A 26,846-nucleotide genomic window follows, 5' to 3' on the forward strand; every position below is an offset into this window, starting at 1 on the left:
ATGATTACTGGATTTAACGATTACTGGATTTGATCAGTCATGATTTAATGATTACTCAGTTGTGTTATAGCCGATCCTAAATAAAAGAAATACAAATATTATAAAATACTACTGGGGTTAATTTTTCTTGCTTGCTGTGATTACGCTGTGCCTACGCAGACAGAGGCTGCGAATAATTAATCCCAGTAGTTCTGTACTTTTTTAAAAGTGGATTAACTATAGTCATCATATCGCTCATCATACCAGCCAACACATATTTATTTTACAGAAGCATTTTTGTCACTGATATGAGCTAAAACTGCTGGCGAATCGTAATGACTTGATCGCCACGTTGTACCTCTATTTGTGCTTCCCCTGTTTGCTTCACTTGTTGTAATACGCGAGCATCTTGAGCAGGATCACCACCGACACTTTGCCCGTTGACTTTCAGCACTCGATCACCAGATTCAAGTCCCAAGCGATTGCGTATATTAGCAGGCATCGCTGCCGTGACTTGATAGTTATCGCCACCTGCCATGACACCCATTCTACTCAAATAATTAGCAGGATTTTCTTGTAATTCAGTCACCGCTTCATCAATTGCAGATTTGGGATCGTTGTTGCTAGGCGCTCCAGCAGCTGGTTGACTATCAGTATTGGGTTGGTCAGGCAAAGACGCATTAGGTAACATATTACCATCTTGCAAGCGCTGGTTACTGACGCCGCCTGCCATCATTGCACTTTGATCAAGTGGCATGGCTTCTACCATCCGAATCACCGTTTCCTTGTCAGTGGCATCAGCGATAATAATCTCGTTCCAAGCAACTGCGACCAGAGTGTAATCACTGTCTTTTAAGGTGTCACCGATTCGGTAGTTTTTGACTTCACCGTTGACATCTAAGAGTGCTGAAGACAGACTCTCTGGTATGGCGAGTAAGACGCCTTTCAATGCAATATTAGGCGGCGGCTGTACCACAGCAGCGATAGGATCAGGGTCGGCAAAAATAGCAAATAAACTACTATAATCTGGAGCAGATAAAGCGTTATCCTGTAAAGGCACGAGTGGTAATGCCGGTGCTAACGGTGGCGCAAGCAGTAGCCATAAGAGCCGCGCTGCCGTCCAGCTTAACCAAGCGATGGTGAGTAATAGCAGCCAAGCGGCAAAGCGGTTGAAAACATTCAACACAGGTTTCAAACTTGTAGGGAGCGTCATCATCATCTAGCGTGCCCCTAGCCCATTTAGCAATGGTTGACGCACACTAACCACAGGCGTATCCTGCGGCGCTTGTCCTTTGTATTCAGGCATACTCTCGAGCAGACGCTGCGTCAAGCTGACATCCAACATATTATCACCATCGAGATACAAGTCGCCTAAACGCTTATCTTGATTGTTGACAAGATTGATATGCAGCAGGTTTTTATTATTCTTCTGCTCAGCACTGAGCTCAGCACGCAGCGCTGGTATGGTGATATAAAAGACCTTACCCCCACTAGGGTAGCCAAGCTCGCCGCCAACCCATGTTAGCTGACCCGCCGCTTGACTAAACCCAGAGAGATTTTTGCTAGATTCATTGGTTGAACCATTATCGGCTGTATCTGAACCAGACTGACGTTTTAGTGAGATATTATTGACCTGAATTGGCGTATTTGGTAATTGCCAATCGACGACACGAGTCAGAGTCTCAGGCGCAATTTTACCGCTCATGTCTTTTATTTCCCAAGAGTTTGCACCTATTTTCACCTGCCCATTTAGGCGAGTTTGCTCTGATAAAATATCAACCTCTGCACCAAACTTACCCAATAATAAATGCCACGGCTGCCACGACCATTCAGCCGCACCAATCAATGGCGCTGCTGACAGAGGGATCTGCCAAATCGCAGCACCCTGCCATACGTTACCAGACACGTGCTGCACATAAGGCGTCTCTGGCGCATACTTTTCAAGCAGCCATGCTGCGGGCATCTGCAAAACAGCAAATAGCGCAAATAAGACAAGCCCGACCAACCACCATAGCTTACGGCGGGGACGCTTATGAGACGAGGCGGATACTTGGGTCACGATGGCATAACTCTTATATCAGATAAAAACGTCATTATCATAGCAAACAATAGCATACAGATGACAGCAAAAAAGCCAGTATCTTTTCATCCAAATATTGGCAACAAAGATACTGGCTTTTACCTACCTATAATCGTTTGATCTAATCATCAATCAAACAAATCTCTACTGACAGAGCGCTAGTTACCAAATAACAGAGCGACTATCCATTAGAAAATTAAATAGCAAAATCTTCAAGATGACGACCTGCAGCTAATGCCTCTACCAACCATGTTGGTTTACGTCCGCGACCAGTCCAAGTTTTTTCGTCATCATCGGTATTGCGATATTTAATGCTGCGCTTCTTTTCTAGTTTCTCGCCCGCTTGCAAAATATCCTCAATACTGGCATTGCTCTCTTCAGCGATTCTTTCAAATTGCGTATAAGCATCATACAAGCGCTGGTGTTGTTTTTGAGCAATAAGTTGCTGCGCATTTTCAGTAATAGCACGTAGCTCATCAACGTTTAAGTTATTTAAATCAATAACGTTACTTTTGTTCATAGTATTTTCCACATTAAAAGAAAGGGTATAAATAAATAGTATTTATACTAAGAATAGATTTATCAAGAGTTACTAAATACAGTAATTATTCAATGATAAATCTTTCAAATATTGATAAACATTTGATTGTTTAATGATAAATACTGTGTTGATTCTTAAAATTGTAAGCAGTGCTAATATAAACAAAAATACTGACAATAACAATGACTTATCGTCATTTTATATAAAAACCAATAAATGATGCTTAATTTAACGACAATCAATGACATTAAATAAATATAGTCAAAATACTCTAGAAACGCTACGGTACTGCTGGTATGAATTTTTTGCAGCCTCTGTCTGCATAGGCACAGCAAGCAAGAAAAATTAATATCAGCAGTACTTGATGTATCGATATTACTTTTCTCTGACTATAGCTTTATTTATTAACCTTTCTTTAAATATAGAAAAAGGGTCTACTTACATAGACCCTATCTAATTAATTATCTTTACAAACCATCTCTTATAACCATCAGAACGGAATATCATCGTCTACAGGACCATCTGGCATCGCTGTAGGCTTCGACTGTGCTGGTGCTTGAGTCGGCTTATTAAATTGATTCTGCTGAGCTGGCGCATTTTGATTGTTAAAGCTATTTTGATGACCACCCTGTGACGCACCGCCACCTTGGTTATAGCCGCCTTGTTGAGCTGGCTGATTGCCTCCTTGTTGACCATAGTCGTTCTGGCTTCCTTGGTTACTAAATCCGCCGCCCTGATTACCATAGCTACCTTGATTGCTTTGGCCACCTTGGTTATTGCTACCAAAGCTACCAGCATCATTACTACCACCTGTGGAGCCATCTAACATTTGCATTTGCTCAGCACGAATTTCAGTGATATAACGGTCTTGCCCATTGGGATCTTGATATTTACGGGTGCGCAAGCTGCCTTCGATATAGACTTTGCTGCCTTTACGAAGATACTGCGCGGCGATTTCACCCAAGCGATTGAACAATGAAATACGATGCCATTCCGTTGCTTCTCTTTTTTCACCGCTTTGCTTGTCTGTCCACTGCTCTGATGTCGCAACCGAAATATTGGTCACGCTACCGCCGTTATTGAATTGACGTGCCTCAGGGTCTGCACCGAGGTTACCGATGATGATAACTTTATTAACACCGCGCATGATATCGTCCTTTTACTTATGAATAATTTTATTATCAGCTTTAATCGAGTCTTTAATATAAAGCATTAATCTTAGCAGTAATATACTTTTACTTTAACCATTTTTCTGTTAAATATCTAGGGGGCTTTGCGCCAGATGCGACAGCTCCTGTCGCGAAGTATCTGTGAGCTGTGTTTTGTCCAACTTTAAATAGGCAACTTGTTCTTTTGCCATGACCACCAACTCATCAACACCATCTACTGCCAGCACTTGCCGTGACCAGTCCTGAATATTGATATGCTTTGGTATCGTCACTGTGGTACTTGATAAATATGGTGGATCAGCAATAGGAATAATCAGCAATAAAGAGGCCGCCATTATGATAGCCAATAAACCCCAAGCCAGTACGTTAGGCTGACTTAATAGTAATCCACCCATCGCACCGCCAACAAACGCACCAAAGAACTGACTGGATGAATTTAACCCCATCGCGGTCGCTTTATTGGCGACTGGTGCGCGCTTAGATATCCATGAAGGAATCGTCGCCTCAAGTAGATTAAAGCCCATAAAGTAGAGCAGTAAACCTAATATAATACCCACACCAACCTGACCACCGAGCGCCAATAAGGCTAAGGCGACTGTCATCAGTGCAATGGCACCCAAAAATACTTGGCGCATTTTACGTTTCTTTTCGGCGATAATAATAAAAGGTATCGCGACGGCAAAACCGATGAACAGTAAAGGCAAATAGACCAAGCCTTGCTGACGTACCGACAATCCTAGTACCTCATTGAGCTGATGTGGCAAAATCACAAAGATGGCCGTCATGGTCAGATGCAGGGCAAAAATACCAATATGCAATCGATTTAAATCACCAATTTTTAGGACTGTCGCCAACTGCTGGCCAATCGATTTATTGTCTAAATTGTGCTTAAGCACCCGTAGCGGCGTCGGCACAAAAAGTAACAATAACATCGCCAAAACCGCAAAGCCTGCGGTCAACCAAAACAGTCCAGAAATACCGAGTGAGCCGACTAATAAGGGGCCAAAGGCAAACGCAAGCATGATAGAGGTGGCAATGGTCAAACCCATCGTCGCCATCGCTTTGGTGCGCATCTCCTCCCGAGTCACATCAGCAAGTAACGCCATTAATACCGCAGAAACCGCACCACTGCCTGCCAGCGCCCGACCAATGATGACCTCATAAATATCCGTGGCATTGGCGGCGATGATACCGCCGAGGCCAAATAAGATGAGACCTAAAAATATAATCGGCTTACGTGGAAACTTATCCGCAGCAAGGCTCATCGGGATCTGAAATATCGCCTGCCCTAGCCCATAAATACCGACTGCCAAACCAATCAGAAACGGCGTCGCATGCGAATAATTATCACCATACACAGAAAATACTGGCACAATCATAAACAAACCGATCATCCGCAAGGCAAAGATGCCACCGACCCCGAGGATTGCCCGTTTTTCTACGCTATTCATACTTGCCTCACTGGTTCATCATTGCTGGTTTATCACGGCTGCACTGCTGATATATCACTGCCGCTATACTTTCTATCAATACCGCTATGATTTCTATCACTACCGCTCTGTCAAGCTATCATTACCGCTCTATCAAGGCTTTAGCGTACAAATTAAGCTCACTAGTATAAGACATTCGCCGTCTGCTTGCCGAGACTTTTGCCCTCCTACTTCAGCATCATAGCGGACACAGACTTAAGCCATTAATATTACGCGATAATTTTGTTACCAAGTGCATCTCATCAGTCATCACACCTTGAATAATGCGGCCATCATGACAATAAAGTGAGATGTTGAGAACGTTGTTGTCTAAAAAAACTTTATGATGAATCTTTTGATAAAACAACGTTGCTCGGCTAAATCTATAACAAACCACTCATATTAGTTACCCTTTATTTAGATTACCTTTATCCATTTCAAGTATTAAAAGCATGATCTAAGATAGACAAGCATTACTATCGCTTTGTGAGAACTGCATATTTTTATAAAGCCATAGTAATTTGAATAGCATCTTTAAAATTATCCACGTTTTTGATGAGTTATTTGACTCATATTAATTACCCTTTTAAATTTTTTGAAAATACCATTTTAGCAAATAGGAAACCTATCACCGATGGCACATGAGTATATTAAGGTTCGCGGCGCACGCACTCATAATCTAAAAAATATCGACTTAGACATTCCACGAGATAAATTTGTGGTGATTACGGGTTTATCAGGCTCTGGTAAATCGTCATTGGCATTCGATACCTTGTATGCTGAAGGGCAACGTCGTTATGTCGAGAGCTTGTCGGCGTATGCGCGTCAGTTCTTATCTCAAATGGAGAAACCAGACGTTGATAGTATTGAAGGGCTGTCCCCTGCGATTGCTATCGAGCAAAAATCAACCAACCATAACCCACGCTCTACGGTCGGGACGATTACCGAGATTTATGATTATTTGCGTCTGCTTTATGCACGCATTGGTACGCCCTATTGTCCAGAGCACGGCGAGCCGATGGTGGCGCAGTCGGTGACTGAGATGGTCGATCAGGTTATGGCATTGCCCGCTGATACTAAGATAATGATTCTTGCGCCAGTCATCCGTGAGCGTAAAGGCGAGCATACGGTATTGCTTGAGCAATTAATTGGGCAAGGGTTTGTACGTGTGCGCGTCGATGGTGATGTCTACGATACTGACGAGCTACCGACATTGGATAAAAAGAAAAAACACACCATTGAAGTGGTGGTCGATCGCTTTAAAGTCCGTGATGACTTGGGTAATCGCGTTGCAGAAAGTTTAGAGACCGCTCTACGTTTGGGTCAAGGTTTGGTCACGCTACACTTTATGGAGGGTAATCCCAAAGAAGGCGGCGATGAAAACCAAGTGATGTCAGCTAAGCACTCTTGCCCTGTTTGTGATCGTGCGGTCTCTGAGCTTGAGCCGCGTATGTTTAGTTTTAACAACCCTTATGGCGCCTGCCCAAGCTGTGATGGTCTCGGTAAACGTCAGTATTTCTCTGCAGAAAAACTCATTACCCATCATGAGAAATCACTCAATCAAGGCGCAATCAATGGTTGGGATAAGCGTCATGCTTATTACTTTGGTTTGTTATCTACCGTCTGTAATCATTTTAAAATTGACATGGACAGTCCATGGCAAGAGCTGCCAAAAGCGCAGCAAGATATCATTATGCAAGGCTCTGGTAAAGAAAAGCTGACCTTTAACTTTACCGATGAGCGCGGTCGTAAAACCAACAAGACTGTACCTTTTGAAGGCGTATTACCTTATTTAGAACGTCGCTATGCTAAAACCCAAAGCAATCTCGTCCGTGATGAGCTGGCGAAATATCTGGCAGATACCACTTGTAATGTCTGCGATGGCGCGCGTCTTAATGAAATATCACGCAATGTCCGTGTTGAGAATCACACCATCGCCGAAATCGTCAAACTGTCTATCGGTGACGCAGCTGACTATTATAAAACGCTAAAAATTGGCGGTCATAAAGGCGAAGTCGCTGAAAAAATCTTTAAAGAAATTAATGAGCGCTTAAATTTCCTCGTCAGTGTCGGTCTTGATTATTTATCCCTTGCCCGCTCTGCCGAAACGCTATCAGGCGGTGAAGCGCAACGTATTCGTCTTGCCAGCCAAATTGGCGCGGGTCTGATGGGCGTGATGTATGTCCTTGATGAGCCATCTATTGGTCTACATCAGCGCGATAACGATCGCTTGCTAAAAACCTTAACGCGGCTGCGTGATTTGGGTAATACGGTGCTGGTCGTCGAGCATGATGAAGATGCGATTCGTCAAGCGGATCACGTTATCGATATCGGTGTTGGCGCGGGTGTACATGGCGGACATATCATCGCTCAGGGTACGGTCGATGACATCATGGCAAATAAAGAATCGCTGACTGGACAATATATGTCTGGTAAGAAAAGAATCGAGATTCCTACTATTCGTCATAAAGCTAAAACGATAGATATGGAAGTCAAAGGCAAAGCCAAGCCCAAACAAGTTCCTATGACGATTGAGCTAAAAGGCGCATCTGGCAATAACTTGCACGATGTTGATTTGACCTTACCTATTGGCATCATGACTTGTATCACAGGTGTTTCTGGCTCTGGTAAATCAACTTTGATTAATCGTACCTTGATGCCATTAGCCGCCACGCAGTTGAATAACGCCTCAACGCTGATTGCGGATAAGCATGACAGCATCAGTGGACTTGAGCATTTGGACAAAATGGTCGATATCGATCAAAGCCCAATTGGTCGTACGCCGCGCTCAAACCCAGCGACTTATACTGGCGTGTTTACGCCAGTACGTGAAATGTTTGCCCAAACACAAGAAGCACGCGCTCGTGGTTATAAAGCGGGTCGCTTTAGCTTCAACGTAAAAGGCGGGCGCTGTGAGATGTGCCAAGGCGATGGTCTTATCAAAGTCGAAATGCATTTCTTACCTGATATGTATGTGCCGTGTGATATCTGTGAAGGCAAACGCTATAACCGCGAGACTTTAGAGATTCATTATAAAGGCAAAAGCATCGCTGACGTCCTAGATATGACCGTTGAAGATGCGACTGAGTTCTTCTCAGCCATTCCAGCGATTTATCGTCGTCTGCAAGCTTTAATGGATGTTGGTCTTAGCTATATTCGTCTTGGACAGTCTGCACCGACGCTATCAGGTGGTGAAGCACAACGTGTTAAATTGGCGCGTGAGCTTGCCAAGCGTGATACGGGACAGACGCTGTATATCTTGGATGAGCCAACGACTGGTTTGCATTTTCATGATATCGATAAGCTGCTGCATATTCTGCATACCTTACGTGATAAAGGTAATACTATCGTCGTCATCGAGCACAATCTTGACGTCATCAAAACGGCTGATTGGGTGATTGACCTTGGCCCTGAAGGCGGTAAAGGTGGCGGACTGATTATCGCTGAAGGTACGCCTGAGGAAGTGGCGGAAGTAAAAGGCTCATATACGGGTGAGTTTTTAAAGCCGATGCTTAAGCAAGCAATGAAAGAAGTGAGTTAATACAAGTTAGTTAACTTTTGATAAAAGGCTACTCTTTAGGGGGTGGCCTTTTTTGTTGGGTGAGGTTTTATATTCAATGCTAATATAGGCAATATTTTAAGAACATCTGTAAGGCAATGAGTAATGGCAAATGTAGAGAACCTCGAAAAAAAGCTTGTAAAGCTTATCGAAACTGACAACCCTTTTGCTGTTGCCCTCACAGGTGAATGGGGTATTGGTAAGACTTATTTCTGGAATAACTTTCGTGATAAAAATAGAGAATCCTTTTCTGGTAAAAAGTATGCTTATGTATCTTTGTTTGGATTGGATTCGCTAGAGAGTCTCAAATTAGCAATCGCCACTGAAGTGCAAACAGATGCGGCTTACGATTCACCTTTGAGTGTCGATATTTCAAAGCATTTTAAGAAATTATTTGGATTCGTAGGTGGTGGAAATATCGGTGCATCAGGAGATATGCGCTTTGGTATTAATATTGGTAATAAACTCGTTACCAATATCATCATGTCTCATCTAAAAGACACATTAGTTTGCTTAGATGATATAGAAAGGAAATCAGATAGCTTACCAATGTCAGAAATATTGGGTTTGGTAAATTACTTAAGAAATGAGCGTAAGTGTCAAGTATTGATGATAATGCATGACGAAGAATCAGAAGATAAAGACTATTTTGACAAATATAAAGAAAAGGTGTTTGATGAAGTCTTAATTTTAGACGACTCATTGTCAATTATTAAAGATAAGATTAGTGATATCGAGACATTTCCTATCTACGAAAAATTTTATCAAACTATTGGTGTTAGAAACCTTAGATTTTATCAGCGTGTTCAGAAAACTTATCACGAAATAATAAAACACTCATCATCTTTATCAAAGCTAAGCAAAGAAGAGATACTCAGACAAGTATTAATTATAAAGGCCGTATATGATATGCCTGATTTGTTCGGTATCGATATGAAACTATTTCAAACCTACTTTTCTGACCGTCATTTAGATGAGCGTATTGAAGCCAGAAGATTTGGTAGCGAAGAAGAAAAAGCAAGGTTAAATGATAAAATTGATAAAGCGAAACGAATCATAGAAAAATTTCATAAAAAATTTAGATTGGAAAGCTGGGCTATAGTAAATCCTTTATAAAGATAGTACAGTAGTTTTAAAACAAGCGAAAAGTAAAAAGATTATGACTTACTCAGCAGATTTCCGTGCTCAAGTGATTAAAAGTGTCGAAAAACAAGGCATGAGTATCAGGCAAGCTTGTGCATTCTATGACATTAGTAAGGCCACGCTACAGAATTGGCTCAAAGATCCTAGTATCAAACTAACTCGCAATAAACCACCCAGTAAAATACCTAATGAAGCGCTATTAATAGATATTGAACAGTATCCAGACGATTACATGTACGAGAGAGCACAGCGTTTTGACTGTAGTAAGTCGGGTATCAAGGCCGCTTTAAAACGTCTTGGCATTAGCCAAAAAAAAGACCTTAGCGCATCCAAAAGCTTGCCCCCTAAAGAGAGCTAAGTATCAAAGAAAACTGGGCGACTACATCGCTCAAGGCTATGCAATTGTATACATGGATGAGAGTGGCTTTGAGGCCGAGACCATTCGCTCTCATGGCTATGCACCTATTGGAACCCCTTGCATTGATCGCTATAACTGGCAAGGCAAAAAGCGCACCAACGTTATTGGTGCCTTATATAAAAAAGCGTTATTTGCACTTGATTACTTTGAGAAGAATATCAATGGAGATATATTTTATAACTGGTGCAAAACCACGCTAATCCCGAGCCTTAAACGTAAGTGTGTGATTGTTATGGATAATGCCAGCTTTCACAAACGGGTTCAGAGGCTGCTAAATAGACATGGTCATCGCCTACTATTTCTACCGCCTTACAGCCCTGATTTAAACCCTATTGAGAAAAAATGGGCACAGGCTAAGTTTCTACGACAAGGATGGATGGAAAATAATCTAACTAAACTGTTCCATGATATGGGATGTACTAATTTTATTGTGGATTGACTATAGCAATTACAATGAGTCTTACTGGTATCCGTCAGGAGTAGATGGTGATGATATTTTCTATGAATATCTTGGCAATATCTCACTATCCTATTCTTCCAATGTAGATAATAAAGATAAATATCATACGTTATTCGATGATTACTTCCATAATAAGACTTATGATGATAAAAATTTTGACCTGAGTCTGTTAAACATAAACAAGTCAGAACTCAGGGGTATTCTTTGGAAACCTCTAAGCGATGAGAGAGACCGAAAATCATATATCGCTCATGTTATAAGTTATCCAGCATTTAGACATCATATTATTTCTTTAAAGTTCATCGAGGATTGGAACACCCTGTCATGGAATTATTCAAATAGATATATCAGCCCAACAATCACTTTTAATAACCTAATTTATATTATGAAGAAAGACATACTACGCCAATGGACATTGGAGCTACTGAAAGAAAAAATAGAAGAAAACCCTAATAGTCGAGCGCCAATTGAAATGTGGTTGAATATTACCGATAATTTAAACTATATTTAAATCATAAGGGAAGGCAAAATTTTGTCAAATTGGCCTTTATAGATAAATTATCTAACCTAGATAAACTCTTTCTCAACATTCATCACCCGTGCATCTACCGTCCGCTCTATCTTTTCCTCGATTTGGCTGCATTGCGACTCGACCTCACGTTTGGACAGCCCGACGATCACAAACGCCCACTCGCTGGCCTCATGCCGATCACGCTCACCGCTCTCACATACCGCGACACTTGGCGTATTGCCAAAGCGAGCATGCAAGCCGCCCATACGTTGGCGCTTCTCTTTTAACGAGCCACAACCGGGTAGAGTAAAGCTTAAAGTTAGAATGACGATATGCATGCCCTACTCCTTATTTAAGTATCTTACTTATCAGCTATCGTTGTCTCGACTGAGTAAACGATTTCTATAATCAAAAGCTAACAGAGTAGCCATTAATCTCCCAATACCCACTCATTATTTAGCTTATATACCTTAAAACCTGTCTTATTGGTTTGGCTATTACCCGCTATCGACTGCGTGACATCAGCGCTACAGAGATAGGCGTTTTCACCCTCAATGGTATCGCAGTCGATATTCTCAATGCGCTCAAGCTTTGGCATCATGCTCTCCATCATCCCGCTCATGACTTTTGCCATCTTATCATTGCCTGCATTAGCCTTTGCGTCTTCTACTATCTTGGTCGTTTGCTCATATTGTGCTTCAATCAGCCCTTCAACCGTACTTTCAGGAGGCGCATTAGAACACGCGGCAAAGAATGGGATAAATACCACAATCAATACCCATTTTTCGAAATTTCCCACGTCGTACTCCTGATATGTTTATAAAGTTTAAGGTGCGGATAAGTCAGACAGTACAATCGGGATACTGCTATGATGTGCTTAATAATGATGGTTGCGAGATAAGCATGTGGCAGGCGTATTTTTTTATATTACCTATTGGGCTTGGCATTATAACCTTGGTTGTCAGTCTGATATTTTTATTTGCCTATATCACATCCAATGATAATGCCACACGCTTACCAGCATTTAACTGGTTTAAGCGCTTAATCGTGGTGGCATTTTTATTGCTGAGCATGGGACTATTTATGACTTTCAAATACTTTTGGGGTCGATAAAATCAGCCTTTAAACATTCAATATTTTTCAATTAACCATTTTTTCTAATTCTAATAATTCCAAATCCTGACGCTTTGGCTCGCCATTATTCCCATCATTTGGAAACGGCATTTTATTACCATTTAGCTGATAGCCGCGGCGCTGATAATAAGACAATAGCTCTGGACGATGGCTTAAAATAGACATGGTCAAACGAGCCGGTTTTTTATCCGTTGCTTGACTATCAGTGGCTTGCTTATCTGATTGCAAATGACGAGCCGCAAATGTCTCAGCTGCTTGCAAAATTACATCACCAACGCCCTGCCCTTGTAGCTCAGGATGGACGGCAAACATACCGATGTAAGCGCTTTTATTATAGCTACTCTGATTTGAGCCAGCATTAATTTTCATATCTACGCCAATACAGCCTAATAACTCACCTGTTTCTTCGCCATCACGCTCGCCCGTTGTGGTTTTTGGATAGACGAACAGATAATGGGTGGGATTAGCGATGGTACTAGCCAGCTCATCTTGAGTGATACGAATACCGCCGACCAAATCTGCCTCATTGGTCCAGCCTTCTGTCTGCCGATAACAACGGTTCAATAACTGCTCTAGTGCGTCAATATCTTCAATGTCAGCTTGACGTAAAAACACGGATTCTTTATTTAAGTAGGCTTTATTCATATTATTCTTTCCCTTTTTTTATACCTATATTAAAAAAGCTGACCCAATGAAATAGCTCAGCTTTGATAGTAATATTTATCCGTTTTCAGTACTATAATCAGTCCTAAATAAAAGAAATACAAATATTATCAATCACTACTGGGGTTAATTTTTCTTGCTTGCTGTGCCTAGCCGACAGAGGCTGCGAATAATTAACCCCAGTAGTTCTGTACTCCTTTAAAAGTGGATCAACGATAACGCGATAACGCCTGCGCTTGCTCCATAATATCAAGCCCTGCGTTAACCTGTGCCCGCGTTGGCGCGTGCCCACAGCGTAATAACTCAGAGAATGCCACCAATTCTTTATCACGCCCAAGCGAGCTTGCTGCACTGGCACGTGTATTCTCACCCTCGTCATCAAAATAATATTCGATATAATTAAAAGTATCTGGCGAGCCAAGCAAAATGCCATACTCTGGCGTCGCAGCGTGTCCGCTATAACGCAGACTTTTGCCGTATTGCATCGTCCAAAAAAAAGGAATACGCTCCGCTAGCGAGTTGACATTGTCATCCTTTAATATCGCTGCTGCCGTGACCATGCCATGTTGCAATGCCACGCGCCAATGCTCAATACGCATGCGTCCCAGTTGATTACTTGCTTTGGCAATATCGCCAAGCGCATAAACGCCATCGCGCAGTTGTAGATGTTCATCAACTTGTACGCCATCCGGATGATTGGTATCCTGTAATAACTCCATACGCGGTGCGACACCCGTGCCCAAAATCACGATATCGGCATCGATTTGCTCACCATTGGCTAATTTGACGCCACACACTTGTGAGAAGTTATCTTCGTCATTAGTAGTATTATTTTCAGCTGCCGTAATTTCAGCGACGCTGGCGTCAAACACGAACTGAATACCTTTTTCTTTATGCAATTTAATCAACGCATTACTGACCACTTCTGAGACGATATTACCCATCACGCGATGGTCTTGACCGATAACAGTGATAGAGGCAGTAGTACCCGACTGCGCCAGTGCTGACGCGACCTCCATACCGATAAAGCCCGTACCGACGATGACCACGCGCTGATCATGACTGGCGGCTTTGATTAATTTGGCATCTTCCATACTACGCAGGGTATAGACACCATCAAGGGTCGCGCCTTTAATAGGTGGAATCTTGGGCTCAGCGCCTGTTGCCACGACTAAGAAGTCTGCTGTCTGTCTATCCTCATTGCCGTCATTATCTGTCATCACGATAGTGCGCTCATTGGATATTACTTCGCTGACCGTTTGGTTTAGATGCAGCTCAATATTGTGTTTATTCGCCCAATCTGCACCACCCAGTAAGAGCTTTTCTTCTGGCATATTCCCTGCCAAAAATGCCTTGGATAATAAAGGTCGATTATAAGGGGCTTTATCCTCGGCGCTCACCAAGGTAATCTTGCCGCCGTAGCCAGTATTACGCAGTTGATGGGCGGTCATAAAACCTGCACCGCCACCACCAACGATAATGGTATGAGTGTCAGTCAGCTTATCATTTTTAACCTGCTTATCTATCTTGGCTGAGGTATCAACCGTCAAGCTATCACCATTGTCTGTGATTTGATATTGGGTCAAGCCTTCTGTCGCTAATGGCTCTAGTAGCGTGCCGTCACGACTATCAAAAGTTGCATGATGCCAAGGACAAATCACCCGATTACCGCAACGTAAACCTGTGCCCAAATCTGCCCCAGCATGCGGACATTTACCATCAAATGCGCTAAACTCATCCTCATCACGGGTAATTAAAATGATACTATCGTCGTCCTGTTTATAGGATTTCATGCCGCCACTGATGATGTCGGCTTTGTTTATAGTGACTGTATTTATAGTAGCTGTATTTATAGTAGCTGTATTGGTCATAAGTCATCCTTAGCGGTTATTATTATTCCTGTTTAAAGCATATTGAGACTTATCGATAGTAGCAAGCTCCCTTCACTGATGCTGTTCTTTTGTATGTTTGCCACGTTGCAAAACGTAATTACTGCCTTTTTAATCCCTATTAATGTTATACAAAATGTAAAAGGCTACTCTATGACTGTTCAAGACCATGATATTACCACTGCCACTGATACCGCCAAGTTACCGCAGCCTATGCAGCCGCCGTTAAAGCAAGCTACTTATAAAGCGCATACCACAGATTTCGTCGTTAATGAGCTGTTACCTTTGGAGTTCACGGGCGAAGGTGAGCATTTATGGCTACATATCCAAAAGTCAGGGATGAATACCGCCTACCTTGCAAAACTGCTGTCTGAATGGGCGGAGATTCCATTACGTGATGTCGGTTTCTCAGGGCTGAAAGACCGTCATGCACTAACGACGCAGTGGTTTAGCCTGCGCATACCAAAAAAACAACTGCCAGACTCTGAGTTTGCGCCCGTAGATATCAGCGCCAATGAGTCAGTCACTATCCTTGAGCAGCAGTGGCACAATAAAAAACTCAATCGCGGTACGCACCGCGCCAATCAATTTATTATTACCTTGCGTGATATTGAATTTGCGGATATTGATAATTCTTTCTCGAATCCTGAACAACTGTTATCTACTAAGCAAGCTGTCGAGCAACACTTAACAACTATCAGCCAAAGCGGTGTGCCCAATTATTTTGGGCCGCAGCGCTTTGGTCGCAGTGGCAACAATATTAGAGAAGCATTGTCACTGTTTGCCCGTCCCGTACCTGAAGCCCGTCCGCCGTCTAATAAAGGCAAACGCAAACGTGTGCCGCGAGAGCAAAACACCATGGAGCTGTCGGCAGCGCGCAGTTTGATATTTAATAAAATATTGGCAGTACGTGTCGGTGATGGCAGCTGGAATACCGGACTGGCAGGTGAAGTCTTCAATCTAGATGGCTCAGGCTCGATATTTGCAAGCGACGAGATAGACGATACCTTACAAGGACGTCTTGAAGCGGGTGATATCCATCCGACTGCCGTACTATGGGGCACAGCTAATGACAAAGTCAGTGGTCAAGCAGCAGCTATGGAAACTGATATCGTCGCGCAAAGCCCATTATTAACTCAGCTAGCCACAGGTTTAGAGCAACGTAATATCAAGGCGCAAAGGCGAGCACTGCGCTTACCTATTGAGGCATTAAGCTGGCAATGGCAAGACATAGAAGGTGGACAGATACTGGTATTAAACTTTACTTTGACGACCGGTAGCTTTGCGACCAGCGTATTGGCAAGTTTGGTACAGGAATTAAGTACCTCGTCATCCTCTATATCATAAATGACTGAAGATTGAAAAGAGCAAAGTACTGATTTATTTGCTAGCGGTATAAAATGAGATGATCGTGCTATTTTCTGTCGTTAGTACGTCATTGGCACTGACGACTTGATTGCGCCCAAGATCTTTGGCTTGATATAATGCTTTATCAGCGATACAAATCAAGCGCTGGCAGATGTCAATGGGCAATTGCGCCTTTGCAATTTCTGTGGCGACGCGTTTTCTTCTATGGGCAATTCTTCGTTGAGAGCTGTTGTGTTTTGGGCTACTTTTTTGCAACCCTTTAATAGATGGCCAGTCTTTTTTTGAATGGTTTGGCGACTGCACATTCTCTTTTGCCTCAGCAGCTCTATATTCACGTTGAATATGAGCGCGCTCATCATGCGTCAAGGTATAAACCCCTAAGCTTGCCGTAACATTAAAATCTGCATGGTTGTCACCACTGATGACCTGCTCAGCAATATCTCGGCGCAGTTGTTTGGCAATCATCATGGCGCTATCGTGCGACGTATCTGGGAGCACGATTAAAAACTCTTCTCCGCCATATCGACTCACGATTGCCTCTTCTGTCAATGAATTCAATAAGGTCTGTGCAATCTCAGACAACACCTGATCGCCAACATCATGACCATAATTGTCATTGATGTTTTTAAACCAATCTAAGTCTAATAATACAATACTAAAATCCTGCTGATCCCCCATTGCCAAAAGCGCTTGCTGCATTTGCGTCAAGCCGTAGCGACGACTCTTTAACTGTGTCAATTCGTCATGATTGGCATACTGCATAATCTCAGCTTTACTGTTATCCAATATCAACAGCAGCGTGCGAAACATATAGATGATAAAGATCGCTTTTGGCAGCGACATATAAATATGGGTGCTGCGCCAAAAAAACGCAGAAGAAAAACGCAGTTGATTAAACGTATCCCAGCTAAGCGTCCCATTTTGAAATATGGACGCAGAGATGGAATTTTCGATAGCCGTGGTCTCGCTATAGGTCAAATAGCTATAGCTATCCAAGGGAAAAGACGTCATCGTCATTTGTTGTAGATTGGGAATCGTAAAGCCAAAATAGGGAATCAGCGTGACCAAAAAAATCAGCATACTATGAGCCAAAAAAGCCTTCCACACATAGCGGCGCCGTATAAGCATCATACCGAGCATCGCCCCGCCCACCAGCGACACCCCAGCAACCAAGCTGCTATGCCCCATCACCAAAATAATCACCGCAATATAAGTGCTATAGAGTGTGATTAAGACCGCTTGCCATGTATGTAGCGACCCATGACCCGTTTTGATAGGCGATAAGCGACTGACCATCCATAAAAAGAAGAGTCCAAGAAGCGTAATGCCAAGCCATAAAGGATACAACAACGCCATATCAACATAGGCGCCATAGGTATCTTTACGAAACCAAACATATAAGCACCAAAGCCAATGTAAGGTAATTTCCATCAACACAAACAAGGCTAGCAGCAATGCTCTATCAGCAGCCTGCCACTCGAAAATCACTCGAGAGAGTTTTCTATAGCCTAGATGAGATATCGAAAAAGCCATAAGGGGCTACCACAAAGAATGAAAGTGATTGAGTCAAAAGCAGAGCAATCTATCCGGTGTTATGATTGATACTAAATCTCAACCTATCCTTGAGTGTGGCAATTTTTGACCGATTTATCAATCCGTTTAATTGATTCATCGGTCAATAAATACAGCCGTTGTCTATTTAAGATAAAGTCGCAAAAGATTGCCAGATACCTTGCTGCTCGGGATGTATCTTGGGTACATCGCCCAAGCGCCTCCATGGCATATTACTACCATGAAAGTCGCTACCTATTGATACTGCAAGCTTGTGCTCAGCAATACTACGGTCAACCATTTTGCGCGTGCTGACAGGCTCGCTATTGGCAGGTAATTCACAAGCATCACCGCAAAGCAGGGCAAACTCTTCAATAAGCTTACGGACGCGCGTCGCTGACAGCTGATAACGCGTCGGATGTGCTAGCACCGCTTTGCCGCCACATCCTTGTATCAGCTCAATGCCGCGCTGCATTGTCAGCGCCTCAATCGCCACATAAGCCGGTTTGTTATCCGCCAAATACTTATCAAAGGCTTTTTGTACGGTCTTGACCTCGCCGCGCTCAAACAATACCTGTCCGATATGTGCACGCCCAACTGCTTGCGGATTGCCACTGGCTTTAGCAAGAACAGCTTGCCACAGCTCATCGTAATCGATAGTAAGCAACGTACTGAGTTTTTCAGTGATACGTTGACCACGTGTGGCACGGCTGTCTTGCAGCTGCTGTAGTGTGGCGTGCATTTTTTCGCGGTCCGTAAAATCAAGACCAAGTACATGAATGATTTTATTGGTCGATTTATTTTTACCATAGCCGCCGCTCAAGGTATGTTCACAGCTGATTTCTACGCCATTGATCAATTGTATATTGCAAGATTCAGCCATGGCGCGCGCTTCATCGATACCGAGCAAGGTATCATGATCGGTCAAAGCTAGTACATTAATCCCAACGCTATGGGCGCGTTGTACGACTTCTGCCGGTGCATAAGTGCCATCAGAGCGGGTACTGTGGCAATGTAAATCAATTTTCATAAAGCGAGCCTTAGAGTTTTGAATATTCTTGAGTAAAATAAGGTTAAAAGCGCCAAAGCAGGTCATATCAGAGGATTATCGTGTTGATTGCTTTTTTTTGGCGCAGTAGACGTGTAAACTAGCGCATACGTTTTGGTTGGATATTTTATTTGCTATGAAAGCCTTATTAGACTTCATTCCTTTAATCGCGTTTTTTATTGCCGCTCGTTACAATGGTATTTTGGCGGCAGCCGGCGCATTACTCGTTGCCACTATTATCGTCTATGCGATTCACTTTGTGCGTCAAAAAGGCAAATTCGACAAACAACAATGGGTCGTTTTATTGTTAACCATCGTTTTTTGCGGTGGCACTTTGCTGTTACGTGACGATATTTATTTGCGCTGGAAATCACCGATTATTAACGGTATTTTTGCCCTAACGCTATTGGTCAGTGCCGCAATCAACAAGCCTTTGATGCAACTGGCAATGAAAGATGTCTTTTTGCTCACGATGAGTGGTTGGAAAAAACTGACTATCGCTTGGGCATTGTTTTTTGCCATGATGGCTGTCCTACATTATATCACGGCATTTACCATGTCTGATGAGGCTTGGATCAACTTTAAAACTTATGGCTGGATTCCGCTTATGTTGGTATTCGTAGTTGCTCAATTTTTATTATTAAAAAAGCATCTAAACCCTGCATTAACGGATAAGTCTGTTAAATAAAAAAGTTACATCATAGCTGACATCTTGTAGTAGATATTTTGTTATTTCTGAATGCCAATGAGAACCATGATGGTTTATTAAGTCCGATGAGACAAATGATGCATCATGGTTCTCGATTCAAATGCTTTATTTTTATTATTAATTGAGGAAGCAGCATGTCCTTATTCGCCATTATCGGTCACGACGTAGCAGGCAGTAGCACGCAACGTCAGCTGACGCGCCCAGAGCACGTTGAACGCTTACAAGTCTTGAATCGTGAGCAGCGGTTGATTATCGCAGGACCAACCCCCATCGAGCACGGCAAAAATGAGATGTCAGGCAGCCTTATCATCGCTGATTTCGACTCGCTTGCGGCGGCTCAAGATTGGGCAAGCGCTGAGCCGTATCTGCGTGACGGTGTCTACAGTCATGTCGACATCAAGCCATTTATCCAAGCATTACCAGCAGTGACTGACAACTCCGTAGCCAATCTAAAAAACACACCATCAGATGAGGTAACATCATCGTGATTCAGCGGTTACGCTCATTAAAAAAGCCTATTCATAAGAGTGGTTCTGCTAGCATTGGTTCTACTAGCATTGGTTTTGCAAGCATCATATTCATGGCTGCCGTATCGGTGCACGCAGCACCAACACTGACTGCTCAAACCGAACCTACAGCAAGGATTGCACCTGCACTAATTGCAGCCAACAATGCCTCTCAAACTCAAACAGCTACTCCGGTGACAGAAGTAGCTACCGCAACAAAGCCTGCGACCAATATTAACGATACCTTGGCAGCACAACTTCAGCCATCAAATAAAGCCTTATCTGCCGCCAATCAAGAATTGCTAAGCCGTAATGCCCAGCTGCAGCGCCAAGTCAATGATTTGCACACTCAAGCAAACGTCTTGGTTTATGAAAGTAAAGGTCAATTGTTTTTATATGGCGCATTTACCGTTTTGATTAGCCTATTGGTTGGTATTTTTATCTCATGGCTGGTGTTTGTCCGCCGTGAACGCTGGTAGCCGTTATTTCTCCCGCTAACATTGAGTGGCAAACTGATGACACTGGTAATAAAGTGCCGGTATCAGGCGAGTTTGGTGATGTGTATTTTTCGCACGCAGACGGTTTAGCAGAATCGCGCCATATATTTTTGGAGAACAACCAACTTTCAGAACGTCTAGCAAATCTTTCAGCGAAACAATGCTTTACGATCTGCGAATTGGGTTTTGGTACAGGACTTAACTTGCTCGCGACTTGGCAGCTTTGGCGACAGCTTCGATTAACACACCCGCACTTAGCAAGCGCCCGTTTGCATTTTATTACCACCGAAAAGTACCCCATACCCTTTAGCGACTTAGCAAAGATACTTGCTCCATGGCCACAGCGTGCACCTGAACTGGCAGCATTGATTGAGCAATTTTTAGCCAGCTATCCGCCCCTTATCGCTGGTTGTCATCGGCTAAGTTTTATTGAGGATAATTTAACCCTTGATATCTGGTTGGGCGACGCTAATGACAGCTTAGCAAGTTTGGGGTTTGAGACTGCTATTAAACGCCCTTATATTGATGCCTGGTTTTTAGATGGACTTGCGCCTTCTTGCAATGAGATATCATGGACAGAGCGTATTTTTAGCCAGATGCAACACTTGTCACGTGCTGGCACGACTGTTGCTACCTATAGCTGCGCGAGTATCGTCAAACGTGGATTGCAGTCGCAAGGTTTTGTCATTAAAAAGAGCAAAGGATTTGGGCCTAAGCCTGCGATGCTTACGGCCGTTATGAGCGAGATGTCATCTCTAGATGAGCGTATTTCATCCTTATCCAATAAGGCGCCTTTGTCCAATTATCCTAGTAATGCAGTCGTTATTGGTGCTGGCGTGGCAGGACTACTGACTGCATGGTCGCTTGCCAATCGTGGTATAAGCGTCACGGTGCTCGATAAAGACGCGCCGTTAGCTGGTGCATCCGGTAATCCACGCGCCCTACTTGCCCCCAATATGACGCCTATTCATCATGTCTATGAGCATCTGCATTCTATTGGCTATTTATACAGTGGTCGATTATATCGATACTTTAATCAGCAAGCCGCTATCCAAAAGTCGCCATTGATACTTGAGCAAACTGGCACGCTAGATTTGTTGATAAAAACCAATATTGGTACGGCGCAGATTGCAGACTATCCAGATAGCATGGCAACCACCATCAGCACTCAAGAAGCATGCGATATAAGCGGTTTAAACAATAAGGGTTTGGTTAATAACCTGTATCTGCCACAGGCGGGTTTGGTCAATCCACAAGCCTTGAAAACTGTTATCCTTGCGCACCCCTCTATTACCTATCAGCAGCTTCAAATTACCAATATTGAAGAGACTCAAGATAACGTCGTTCTGACAGGCGTTGAAGGTGATGATAGCGATGAAAGTGTTAACCAAAAATCTGTCACGATCACTACCGACCATGTTGTGATTTGCGCAGCTTACGAAAGCCATCAATTGGATAAACGTATCGTTAAGTGCCGTACCATCCGTGGTCAACTGTCTTGGTTTACCCCAACTGCTGAGCAACTGACCAAGCTGCCTAAATTACCGCTTAAATACAGTGGCTACTGTGCGCCATTTATCGGACAAAGCGGTGATGGGGAGCTGAACCCAATTAGCAAAAGCCAGCCACAGTTTTTACTTGGGGCAAGCTTTATAGATGGTGATGCCAATACTGATATCCGAAGTGAAGAAAATCAGCAAAATTATGATAAATTGCTTGAGGATATTCCTGAATTAAGCGATATCTTGCCAGATGATATCCGTGCATGGCAGGCGCGTGCTGGCATTCGCACCCAAACACTTGATTATCATCCACTGGTCGGTCTGCTTGCGCAAAGTCAGCGTTTATGGACCATGTCAGCAATGGGTGCAAAAGGTTATGCCTTAGCACCCATATGTGCCGAAGCCTTAGCAGATATGATGTTAGGCTGTTTTACGCCATTGTCTAGCGTTATGTTGACGCGCTTATCGCCCAATCGGGTACGGCTGCATAAAGTGCAAAAATCACATAAAAGATCGCTTTAACCTTGAGCTAAGCCACTCTACTCATTAATAAATGATTTTAGCTTAAGCGGTAGCCGAGTCTTGTATTTGTGACAACATACAAGCATACTCAGCAAAAATGGCAGATGGCTTACCTTGGTGGTTACCGTAAATATTCTATTAGATAGTACCGCTAATGATAGACTGTCCTTAGCGTTTAAAATGCTTGAACAATCATTATAAATGGATAGCTATCTTATTATGAAAACTTACTTTTTTACTTTTATAAAGTCAAAACCTTACTTTCAAGCTGCAGCTGCCGTTTTTTTAAGCCTATCACTATTGAGTGCCTGCCAAAAAACACCCGAGCCTGAAACAGCTAATGAGACAACCACAGAAGCGGCAACACAAACGACGCCAGTCACCTCTAATATTAATGCACCGACAGTTGCTGATGAAGAGGCCTCTACTACAACTCCAGAAACAGATATTAGCTTAAAAGAGCTAGAAGGCAATCTTGGCACAACTGATACCTCAATCGATAACCCCGCTCCAGCGCCCAATCCAGAGCAAGCCATCAAAGGTGCCCAAATCACCGATGTTCGCTATAAAAGCGCCGCAGGCGAATCGTTATCCGTTACCTTTGAGACCTCGGCAGCAGGTATGCTTAATGCCATCATCACCTTACCGAACAAACCCAAAATGACCTTGAGCGCACCTGAAGGTCAAGGGAACAATCCTACCTATCGCTCAAGCAATGGTCAGATTCAGCTGGTCAGTCATGCTGGCGGCGGCACGATAGATTTCATCCAAAATAATAAAATGACAAGCTTTGATGCTGTTAGTGCCGATGCAGAAGTCATCACAGAGTAAGCGTTATAATCATAGCAACAGGCAATAAAAAGGCGGCAAACGTTGATATCGTTGCCGCTTTTTTTGCTATTGATGTGACTTATTTTACCTTTGATTAAGCAAACCCCGTTGTTTTTCCAAACAAACTCACCAGCCAGCTTATTACCGTCCACAAGCCCCAAGCGATAATAACAATCACCATGAGCCCCAACATATCAGGAATATGCAGATACAGCCAAGCAATCACTGGATTGCGCCAAAAAGCCCCAAAGCGACTCTGCTGCTTATCTTCGAGTGATTGATGCAAAAATGGTCGATCCATATGGATGGTTTCAGTGATGCCATACTCGTTTTGCAAATGTTCATGGACGATACCCAACGTTTTACGACTGGGACGGATAAAGATATCAAGCAGCGTCCCGATACCCGGTACGATACCAACGACCATATCGATAAGCGCCAATCTGACAGCAGGTGTCATTTTATGCGCCGGTACACCCAGCTGACGACCCAATATAAACGCATAACTTGTCAATGCCAGACCCGCCAAGTCACCTGCCAGCGGAATGGTCGAAAGTGCGGCATCAGCGCCCATGCCTTGTTTGGTAAAAGGCACACGCACCAGAGAATCCATGGTATTGGCAAACTTTGCCAGCTTACGCTCAGTAGCAATGACTTGCTCGCGTGTGAGCCCATGCTCAGCAAGTCTTGCCTCATAATCACGCTTAGGCGTATCATGCGCGGCTGATTTTTTGGCTTTTAATCTCGAAAATTTATTAAGCTTATCCATTAAACGTCGTCCATATACAAGCGATGGCTATAAGAGCAAAGACGTAACGCCCTACCCATATATTGGCTAAAAATGCCTGAAAACAGGCTAAAGCGTTGCGACTGGCACAAGCGCTGTTTTGCTTGGCAAACATCATGGCAACTAAAGCCAAGCCAAAGACTGGCGTAAGCCCTAAACTGGTCGGTGCAAAATAATGCCACATCACCACGCCCATGATGATTAAAAACAGCGTCTGTAGTAATGAGATGATAATCACATCATAGCGACCAAATAATATCGCGGTTGATTTGACCCCTATCTTTATATCATCCTCGCGGTCAGCCATCGCATATTGAGTATCATAAGCGACTGTCCAGCACATATAGGCAATGAATAATAACCAACACCAAATATCAGGCGCGCCTTGTATCGCCACATACGCCATCGGTATCGCCCAACCGAAAGCTGCGGCCAAAAATACTTGCGGCAAATGGGTATAACGCTTCATAAAGGGATAAATAAAAGCCAATATCACGGCACCAAGCGACCAATAAAATACTTGAATGGGTAAAAATAGCAGCAGACTGGCGCTTAATAACACCAACACTAAAAAAGCTGCAATGGCCTCTTTAGCAGACAGACGACCATCGGCTAACGGTCGACCTTTGGTGCGGCTGATATGACCGTCGACTTTACGATCGGCAAAATCATTGATCGCACAGCCTGCCGCTCGCATCAATATCGCCCCAAGGGCAAAAATAATAAAGACACTAAGACTCGGTAGACCGGCTGTCACGCCCGCGCCTTGTTGCTGCGCCTGCCCCATCGCAGCGAATAACACGCCCCATAATGTTGGCCATAGTAGCAGCTCAATACCGACTGGCTTATCAAAGCGCGTTAGCTGAATATAGGCTTGTAGTTTGTCATTAAATGTCATGGCGTTTTCATTATCATTGATAGCAGGTTTTGCATAATGGTTTCATGGTCTAAAAATATGAAGCATAAAATTTGATACATAACAGTTTGCTAGCATAAAAGCCGCTAGACTTGTTGCCACATCTTATTTGCTTCAATAAGTGATAACTCAGGATATTGTTTGCGTAAAGCTTTAATGGCAGGGGTTTTATTTTTCTTTGCTGCTTGTTGGCGCAAAAATGCCACTTGCTCTTGTGGGTTACTAAGCTCTCTTAAACGCGCTTCAAGCCTCAAAATTCTGGTACGTAGCATAATATTGATTAGTAATAGCGCCGCACCCATCACCCAAACGATTAACACAGACATTCCCTGCTCCTAAACTCGTTAAACGTAAACACTCTGATTGTATTCACTAAATATATTTATAGTCGATACCATATAAAATAGATACGTTATTTTATGACGCAAGACTGGGATGACTTTTTCTAGTTTGCTGTGCCTACGCCGACAGAGACTACAGTCAGTGAAAAGTAATATCGACACATTATGTACTGCGGGTATAAATTTTTCTTGCTTGCTGTGCCTACGCAGACAGAGGCTGCAAAAAATTTATACCCGCAGCACCGTAGCGTTTTTAGAGTATTTTGACTATACAAAAAAATCATCCCAGTCTCGCGGTATCATCTCTACATTGAACTGACTATATCATTATCAAACGAAGTAGCCGTCAAAACGCAGCGCTTCATTACTCCAGCTCTCACTTGGCGCTAGATGAGCAAGCAGGGGCGCAAATTGTGGACGCTTAACAATGACGCGACCTTGCTTTTGTCCCTGCTGTCTGACCATCTTCTGCGCGCTTTGTAGCAATTGTAGCTCTTCATCTAGCGTTGGCGGACGCGCCAATTGATGTAATGCTTGCATATGCTTACCTACTTTTGCCCCTTTGCCCGTCTTACTGTCTTGATAGCTGTCTTTTGGAAACATAGGGTCAAGATATACCACATCAACGGCTTGATCATTAGCAGTAACTGATTCATTGTCAAAGCTTGCAAAATAACTGAGTGCATTGGTATTAATAATATGCAAACGTGACATCAATTTTTGCCAATTTGGCAACGCATTCATACGCAGCTGTTCTGCTAACAACAGTAGCGCCATCAAAGGCTGCTGCTCAAGCATGGTAACTTGGGCACCAGTACTGGCCAATATTAAACTATCATGACCAAAGCCTGCGGTCGCATCAATCACGTAACTATCCGCGGTGATTCTCGCTGCCTGCAATAACAACTCAGACTTGCGCCCTGCACTGACTACGCGCCTCTGCAGTTTATCCCATTCGGGGGTAACGCTTAATCCATCACTCAGCCATGACAGTTTGTTTTTATCATCTAATAAGAGTACAGGCTGAGTGAATTCTTGACTTAATTGCTGACGACGTTTTTGAGTGATTTTATCGACTAATATCTCAGCAATTAGGACGAGTGGCAATTTATGCTCAGCTATCAGCGCTTGCAGGCTCTCAACTTGGACTGCCTGCGACTCGCTAATATAAAGTAATTGGCAGTGCATAATGTGACCACTCTCTTTAAAATCTGTGCGTGAAGCAGTCATTGCTACTTTCCTTATGCGCCTTA

General features: G+C 43.3%; 26 protein-coding genes. 11 read left to right on the plus strand and 15 right to left on the minus strand.

Annotated elements, in window-relative coordinates:
* Positions 1-292: 292 nt before the first annotated feature.
* From JMW90_RS05825 to JMW90_RS05845, 5 genes are all read right to left on the minus strand, one after another.
* Positions 293-1,198, minus strand: a complete 906-nt coding sequence (locus JMW90_RS05825; protein ID WP_227691876.1) for a type II secretion system protein N — start codon at positions 1,196-1,198, stop codon at positions 293-295.
* On the minus strand, positions 1,199-2,038 hold the full coding sequence (gene gspN / locus JMW90_RS05830) for a type II secretion system protein N (protein WP_201562135.1): 840 nt from the start codon (positions 2,036-2,038) through the stop codon (positions 1,199-1,201). It abuts the gene before it with no gap.
* Between the two features lie 217 nt (positions 2,039-2,255).
* Positions 2,256-2,579, minus strand: coding sequence for an H-NS histone family protein (locus tag JMW90_RS05835; protein WP_201562137.1), 324 nt, complete (start codon positions 2,577-2,579; stop codon positions 2,256-2,258).
* A gap of 511 nt (positions 2,580-3,090) precedes the next feature.
* Entirely contained in the window at positions 3,091-3,747 is a 657-nt protein-coding gene (gene ssb / locus JMW90_RS05840; protein WP_201562139.1) for a single-stranded DNA-binding protein, read from the minus strand.
* Between the two features lie 108 nt (positions 3,748-3,855).
* Positions 3,856-5,220 carry an MFS transporter gene (locus tag JMW90_RS05845; protein ID WP_201562141.1) on the minus strand — a complete coding sequence of 455 codons (1,365 nt, stop codon included), beginning with the start codon at positions 5,218-5,220 and terminating at the stop codon, positions 3,856-3,858.
* A 652-nt stretch (positions 5,221-5,872) separates the two neighbouring features.
* Between JMW90_RS05845 and uvrA the strand changes: the two genes are divergently transcribed.
* The 5 genes from uvrA (at position 5,873) to JMW90_RS05870 (ending at position 11,329) form a co-directional block, all read left to right on the plus strand.
* Positions 5,873-8,779, plus strand: coding sequence for an excinuclease ABC subunit UvrA (gene uvrA, locus JMW90_RS05850; protein ID WP_201562143.1), 2,907 nt, complete (start codon positions 5,873-5,875; stop codon positions 8,777-8,779).
* A 123-nt stretch (positions 8,780-8,902) separates the two neighbouring features.
* Entirely contained in the window at positions 8,903-9,913 is a 1,011-nt protein-coding gene (locus JMW90_RS05855; protein WP_201562145.1) for a P-loop NTPase fold protein, read from the plus strand.
* Positions 9,914-9,956: 43 nt separating this feature from the next.
* Positions 9,957-10,298 (plus strand): IS630 transposase-related protein, encoded by a 342-nt coding sequence (locus JMW90_RS05860; protein ID WP_201562147.1) that lies wholly within the window; start codon positions 9,957-9,959, stop codon positions 10,296-10,298.
* On the plus strand, positions 10,237-10,797 hold the full coding sequence (locus JMW90_RS05865) for an IS630 family transposase (protein ID WP_201562149.1): 561 nt from the start codon (positions 10,237-10,239) through the stop codon (positions 10,795-10,797). Before JMW90_RS05860 ends, JMW90_RS05865 begins: the two co-directional genes overlap by 62 nt.
* Positions 10,763-11,329 (plus strand): hypothetical protein, encoded by a 567-nt coding sequence (locus JMW90_RS05870; protein WP_201562151.1) that lies wholly within the window; start codon positions 10,763-10,765, stop codon positions 11,327-11,329. The genes JMW90_RS05865 and JMW90_RS05870 overlap by 35 nt, the downstream gene beginning before the upstream one ends.
* Positions 11,330-11,385: 56 nt before the next feature.
* On the opposite strand, the gene JMW90_RS05875 is transcribed toward JMW90_RS05870, so the two are convergent.
* From JMW90_RS05875 to JMW90_RS05890, 4 genes are all read right to left on the minus strand, one after another.
* The gene (locus JMW90_RS05875) at positions 11,386-11,667 is read right to left on the minus strand and encodes a DUF503 domain-containing protein (RefSeq protein ID WP_201562153.1); all 282 of its coding nucleotides are present in this window, start codon (positions 11,665-11,667) and stop codon (positions 11,386-11,388) included.
* 92 nt (positions 11,668-11,759) lie between these two features.
* Positions 11,760-12,128 carry a hypothetical protein gene (locus JMW90_RS05880; RefSeq protein ID WP_227691877.1) on the minus strand — a complete coding sequence of 123 codons (369 nt, stop codon included), beginning with the start codon at positions 12,126-12,128 and terminating at the stop codon, positions 11,760-11,762.
* A gap of 341 nt (positions 12,129-12,469) precedes the next feature.
* Positions 12,470-13,108, minus strand: a complete 639-nt coding sequence (locus tag JMW90_RS05885) for a GNAT family N-acetyltransferase (protein WP_201562156.1) — start codon at positions 13,106-13,108, stop codon at positions 12,470-12,472.
* 227 nt (positions 13,109-13,335) lie between these two features.
* On the minus strand, positions 13,336-14,997 hold the full coding sequence (locus tag JMW90_RS05890; RefSeq protein ID WP_201562158.1) for an FAD-dependent oxidoreductase: 1,662 nt from the start codon (positions 14,995-14,997) through the stop codon (positions 13,336-13,338).
* 171 nt (positions 14,998-15,168) lie between these two features.
* Between JMW90_RS05890 and truD the strand changes: the two genes are divergently transcribed.
* Positions 15,169-16,362: a tRNA pseudouridine(13) synthase TruD gene (gene truD / locus JMW90_RS05895; protein WP_201562160.1), complete on the plus strand. Its 1,194-nt coding sequence runs from the start codon at positions 15,169-15,171 to the stop codon at positions 16,360-16,362.
* A gap of 33 nt (positions 16,363-16,395) precedes the next feature.
* On the opposite strand, the gene JMW90_RS05900 is transcribed toward truD, so the two are convergent.
* Entirely contained in the window at positions 16,396-17,916 is a 1,521-nt protein-coding gene (locus JMW90_RS05900) for a GGDEF domain-containing protein (RefSeq protein ID WP_227691878.1), read from the minus strand.
* A 166-nt stretch (positions 17,917-18,082) separates the two neighbouring features.
* Complete coding sequence (locus JMW90_RS05905) at positions 18,083-18,964, minus strand: PHP domain-containing protein (protein ID WP_201562162.1); 882 nt, start codon at positions 18,962-18,964, stop codon at positions 18,083-18,085.
* 154 nt (positions 18,965-19,118) lie between these two features.
* On the opposite strand from JMW90_RS05905, the gene ispZ reads away from it, so the two are divergent.
* The 5 genes from ispZ to JMW90_RS05930 all read left to right on the plus strand — a co-directional run bounded on the left by ispZ (position 19,119) and on the right by JMW90_RS05930 (position 23,549).
* On the plus strand, positions 19,119-19,670 hold the full coding sequence (gene ispZ, locus JMW90_RS05910; protein ID WP_201562164.1) for a septation protein IspZ: 552 nt from the start codon (positions 19,119-19,121) through the stop codon (positions 19,668-19,670).
* 155 nt (positions 19,671-19,825) lie between these two features.
* A complete protein-coding gene (locus JMW90_RS05915; protein WP_201562166.1) occupies positions 19,826-20,179 on the plus strand; it encodes a YciI family protein in 354 nt (117 codons plus the stop codon).
* Positions 20,176-20,676, plus strand: a complete 501-nt coding sequence (locus JMW90_RS05920; RefSeq protein ID WP_227691879.1) for an SH3 domain-containing protein — start codon at positions 20,176-20,178, stop codon at positions 20,674-20,676. Before JMW90_RS05915 ends, JMW90_RS05920 begins: the two co-directional genes overlap by 4 nt.
* Entirely contained in the window at positions 20,670-22,718 is a 2,049-nt protein-coding gene (mnmC1, locus tag JMW90_RS05925) for an FAD-dependent 5-carboxymethylaminomethyl-2-thiouridine(34) oxidoreductase MnmC1 (RefSeq protein ID WP_201562325.1), read from the plus strand. Before JMW90_RS05920 ends, mnmC1 begins: the two co-directional genes overlap by 7 nt.
* Before the next feature lie 219 nt (positions 22,719-22,937).
* On the plus strand, positions 22,938-23,549 hold the full coding sequence (locus JMW90_RS05930; RefSeq protein ID WP_227691881.1) for a hypothetical protein: 612 nt from the start codon (positions 22,938-22,940) through the stop codon (positions 23,547-23,549).
* Between the two features lie 94 nt (positions 23,550-23,643).
* Here the strand turns inward: JMW90_RS05930 and JMW90_RS05935 are convergent, their stop codons facing one another.
* The 4 genes from JMW90_RS05935 to JMW90_RS05950 form a co-directional block, all read right to left on the minus strand.
* The gene (locus tag JMW90_RS05935) at positions 23,644-24,318 is read right to left on the minus strand and encodes a DUF4112 domain-containing protein (RefSeq protein WP_201562170.1); all 675 of its coding nucleotides are present in this window, start codon (positions 24,316-24,318) and stop codon (positions 23,644-23,646) included.
* Positions 24,311-25,234, minus strand: coding sequence for a 4-hydroxybenzoate octaprenyltransferase (gene ubiA / locus JMW90_RS05940; protein ID WP_201562172.1), 924 nt, complete (start codon positions 25,232-25,234; stop codon positions 24,311-24,313). Before ubiA ends, JMW90_RS05935 begins: the two co-directional genes overlap by 8 nt.
* 104 nt (positions 25,235-25,338) lie before the next feature.
* Positions 25,339-25,578 carry a hypothetical protein gene (locus tag JMW90_RS05945; RefSeq protein WP_201562174.1) on the minus strand — a complete coding sequence of 80 codons (240 nt, stop codon included), beginning with the start codon at positions 25,576-25,578 and terminating at the stop codon, positions 25,339-25,341.
* A gap of 345 nt (positions 25,579-25,923) precedes the next feature.
* Positions 25,924-26,823 (minus strand): class I SAM-dependent methyltransferase, encoded by a 900-nt coding sequence (locus tag JMW90_RS05950; protein WP_201562176.1) that lies wholly within the window; start codon positions 26,821-26,823, stop codon positions 25,924-25,926.
* Positions 26,824-26,846 lie beyond the last annotated feature (23 nt).

Origin of the sequence: Psychrobacter glacincola (assembly GCF_904846215.1) — a bacterium.
GTDB lineage: Bacteria > Pseudomonadota > Gammaproteobacteria > Pseudomonadales > Moraxellaceae > Psychrobacter > Psychrobacter glacincola.

What these genes read in the sequence shown, in the direction of transcription:
- JMW90_RS05825 (WP_227691876.1), bottom strand. Translation starts at nt 1,198, where the DNA reads ATGATGATGACGCTCCCTACAAGTTTGAAACCTGTGTTGAATGTTTTC.
- JMW90_RS05835 (WP_201562137.1), bottom strand. Translation starts at nt 2,579, where the DNA reads ATGAACAAAAGTAACGTTATTGATTTAAATAACTTAAACGTTGATGAG.
- ssb (WP_201562139.1), bottom strand. Translation starts at nt 3,747, where the DNA reads ATGCGCGGTGTTAATAAAGTTATCATCATCGGTAACCTCGGTGCAGAC.
- JMW90_RS05845 (WP_201562141.1), bottom strand. Translation starts at nt 5,220, where the DNA reads ATGAATAGCGTAGAAAAACGGGCAATCCTCGGGGTCGGTGGCATCTTT.
- uvrA (WP_201562143.1), top strand. Translation starts at nt 5,873, where the DNA reads ATGGCACATGAGTATATTAAGGTTCGCGGCGCACGCACTCATAATCTA.
- JMW90_RS05855 (WP_201562145.1), top strand. Translation starts at nt 8,903, where the DNA reads ATGGCAAATGTAGAGAACCTCGAAAAAAAGCTTGTAAAGCTTATCGAA.
- JMW90_RS05860 (WP_201562147.1), top strand. Translation starts at nt 9,957, where the DNA reads ATGACTTACTCAGCAGATTTCCGTGCTCAAGTGATTAAAAGTGTCGAA.
- JMW90_RS05870 (WP_201562151.1), top strand. Translation starts at nt 10,763, where the DNA reads ATGATATGGGATGTACTAATTTTATTGTGGATTGACTATAGCAATTAC.
- JMW90_RS05875 (WP_201562153.1), bottom strand. Translation starts at nt 11,667, where the DNA reads ATGCATATCGTCATTCTAACTTTAAGCTTTACTCTACCCGGTTGTGGC.
- JMW90_RS05885 (WP_201562156.1), bottom strand. Translation starts at nt 13,108, where the DNA reads ATGAATAAAGCCTACTTAAATAAAGAATCCGTGTTTTTACGTCAAGCT.
- JMW90_RS05890 (WP_201562158.1), bottom strand. Translation starts at nt 14,997, where the DNA reads ATGACCAATACAGCTACTATAAATACAGCTACTATAAATACAGTCACT.
- truD (WP_201562160.1), top strand. Translation starts at nt 15,169, where the DNA reads ATGACTGTTCAAGACCATGATATTACCACTGCCACTGATACCGCCAAG.
- JMW90_RS05900 (WP_227691878.1), bottom strand. Translation starts at nt 17,916, where the DNA reads ATGGCTTTTTCGATATCTCATCTAGGCTATAGAAAACTCTCTCGAGTG.
- JMW90_RS05905 (WP_201562162.1), bottom strand. Translation starts at nt 18,964, where the DNA reads ATGAAAATTGATTTACATTGCCACAGTACCCGCTCTGATGGCACTTAT.
- ispZ (WP_201562164.1), top strand. Translation starts at nt 19,119, where the DNA reads ATGAAAGCCTTATTAGACTTCATTCCTTTAATCGCGTTTTTTATTGCC.
- JMW90_RS05915 (WP_201562166.1), top strand. Translation starts at nt 19,826, where the DNA reads ATGTCCTTATTCGCCATTATCGGTCACGACGTAGCAGGCAGTAGCACG.
- JMW90_RS05930 (WP_227691881.1), top strand. Translation starts at nt 22,938, where the DNA reads ATGAAAACTTACTTTTTTACTTTTATAAAGTCAAAACCTTACTTTCAA.
- JMW90_RS05935 (WP_201562170.1), bottom strand. Translation starts at nt 24,318, where the DNA reads ATGGATAAGCTTAATAAATTTTCGAGATTAAAAGCCAAAAAATCAGCC.
- ubiA (WP_201562172.1), bottom strand. Translation starts at nt 25,234, where the DNA reads ATGACATTTAATGACAAACTACAAGCCTATATTCAGCTAACGCGCTTT.
- JMW90_RS05945 (WP_201562174.1), bottom strand. Translation starts at nt 25,578, where the DNA reads ATGTCTGTGTTAATCGTTTGGGTGATGGGTGCGGCGCTATTACTAATC.
- JMW90_RS05950 (WP_201562176.1), bottom strand. Translation starts at nt 26,823, where the DNA reads ATGACTGCTTCACGCACAGATTTTAAAGAGAGTGGTCACATTATGCAC.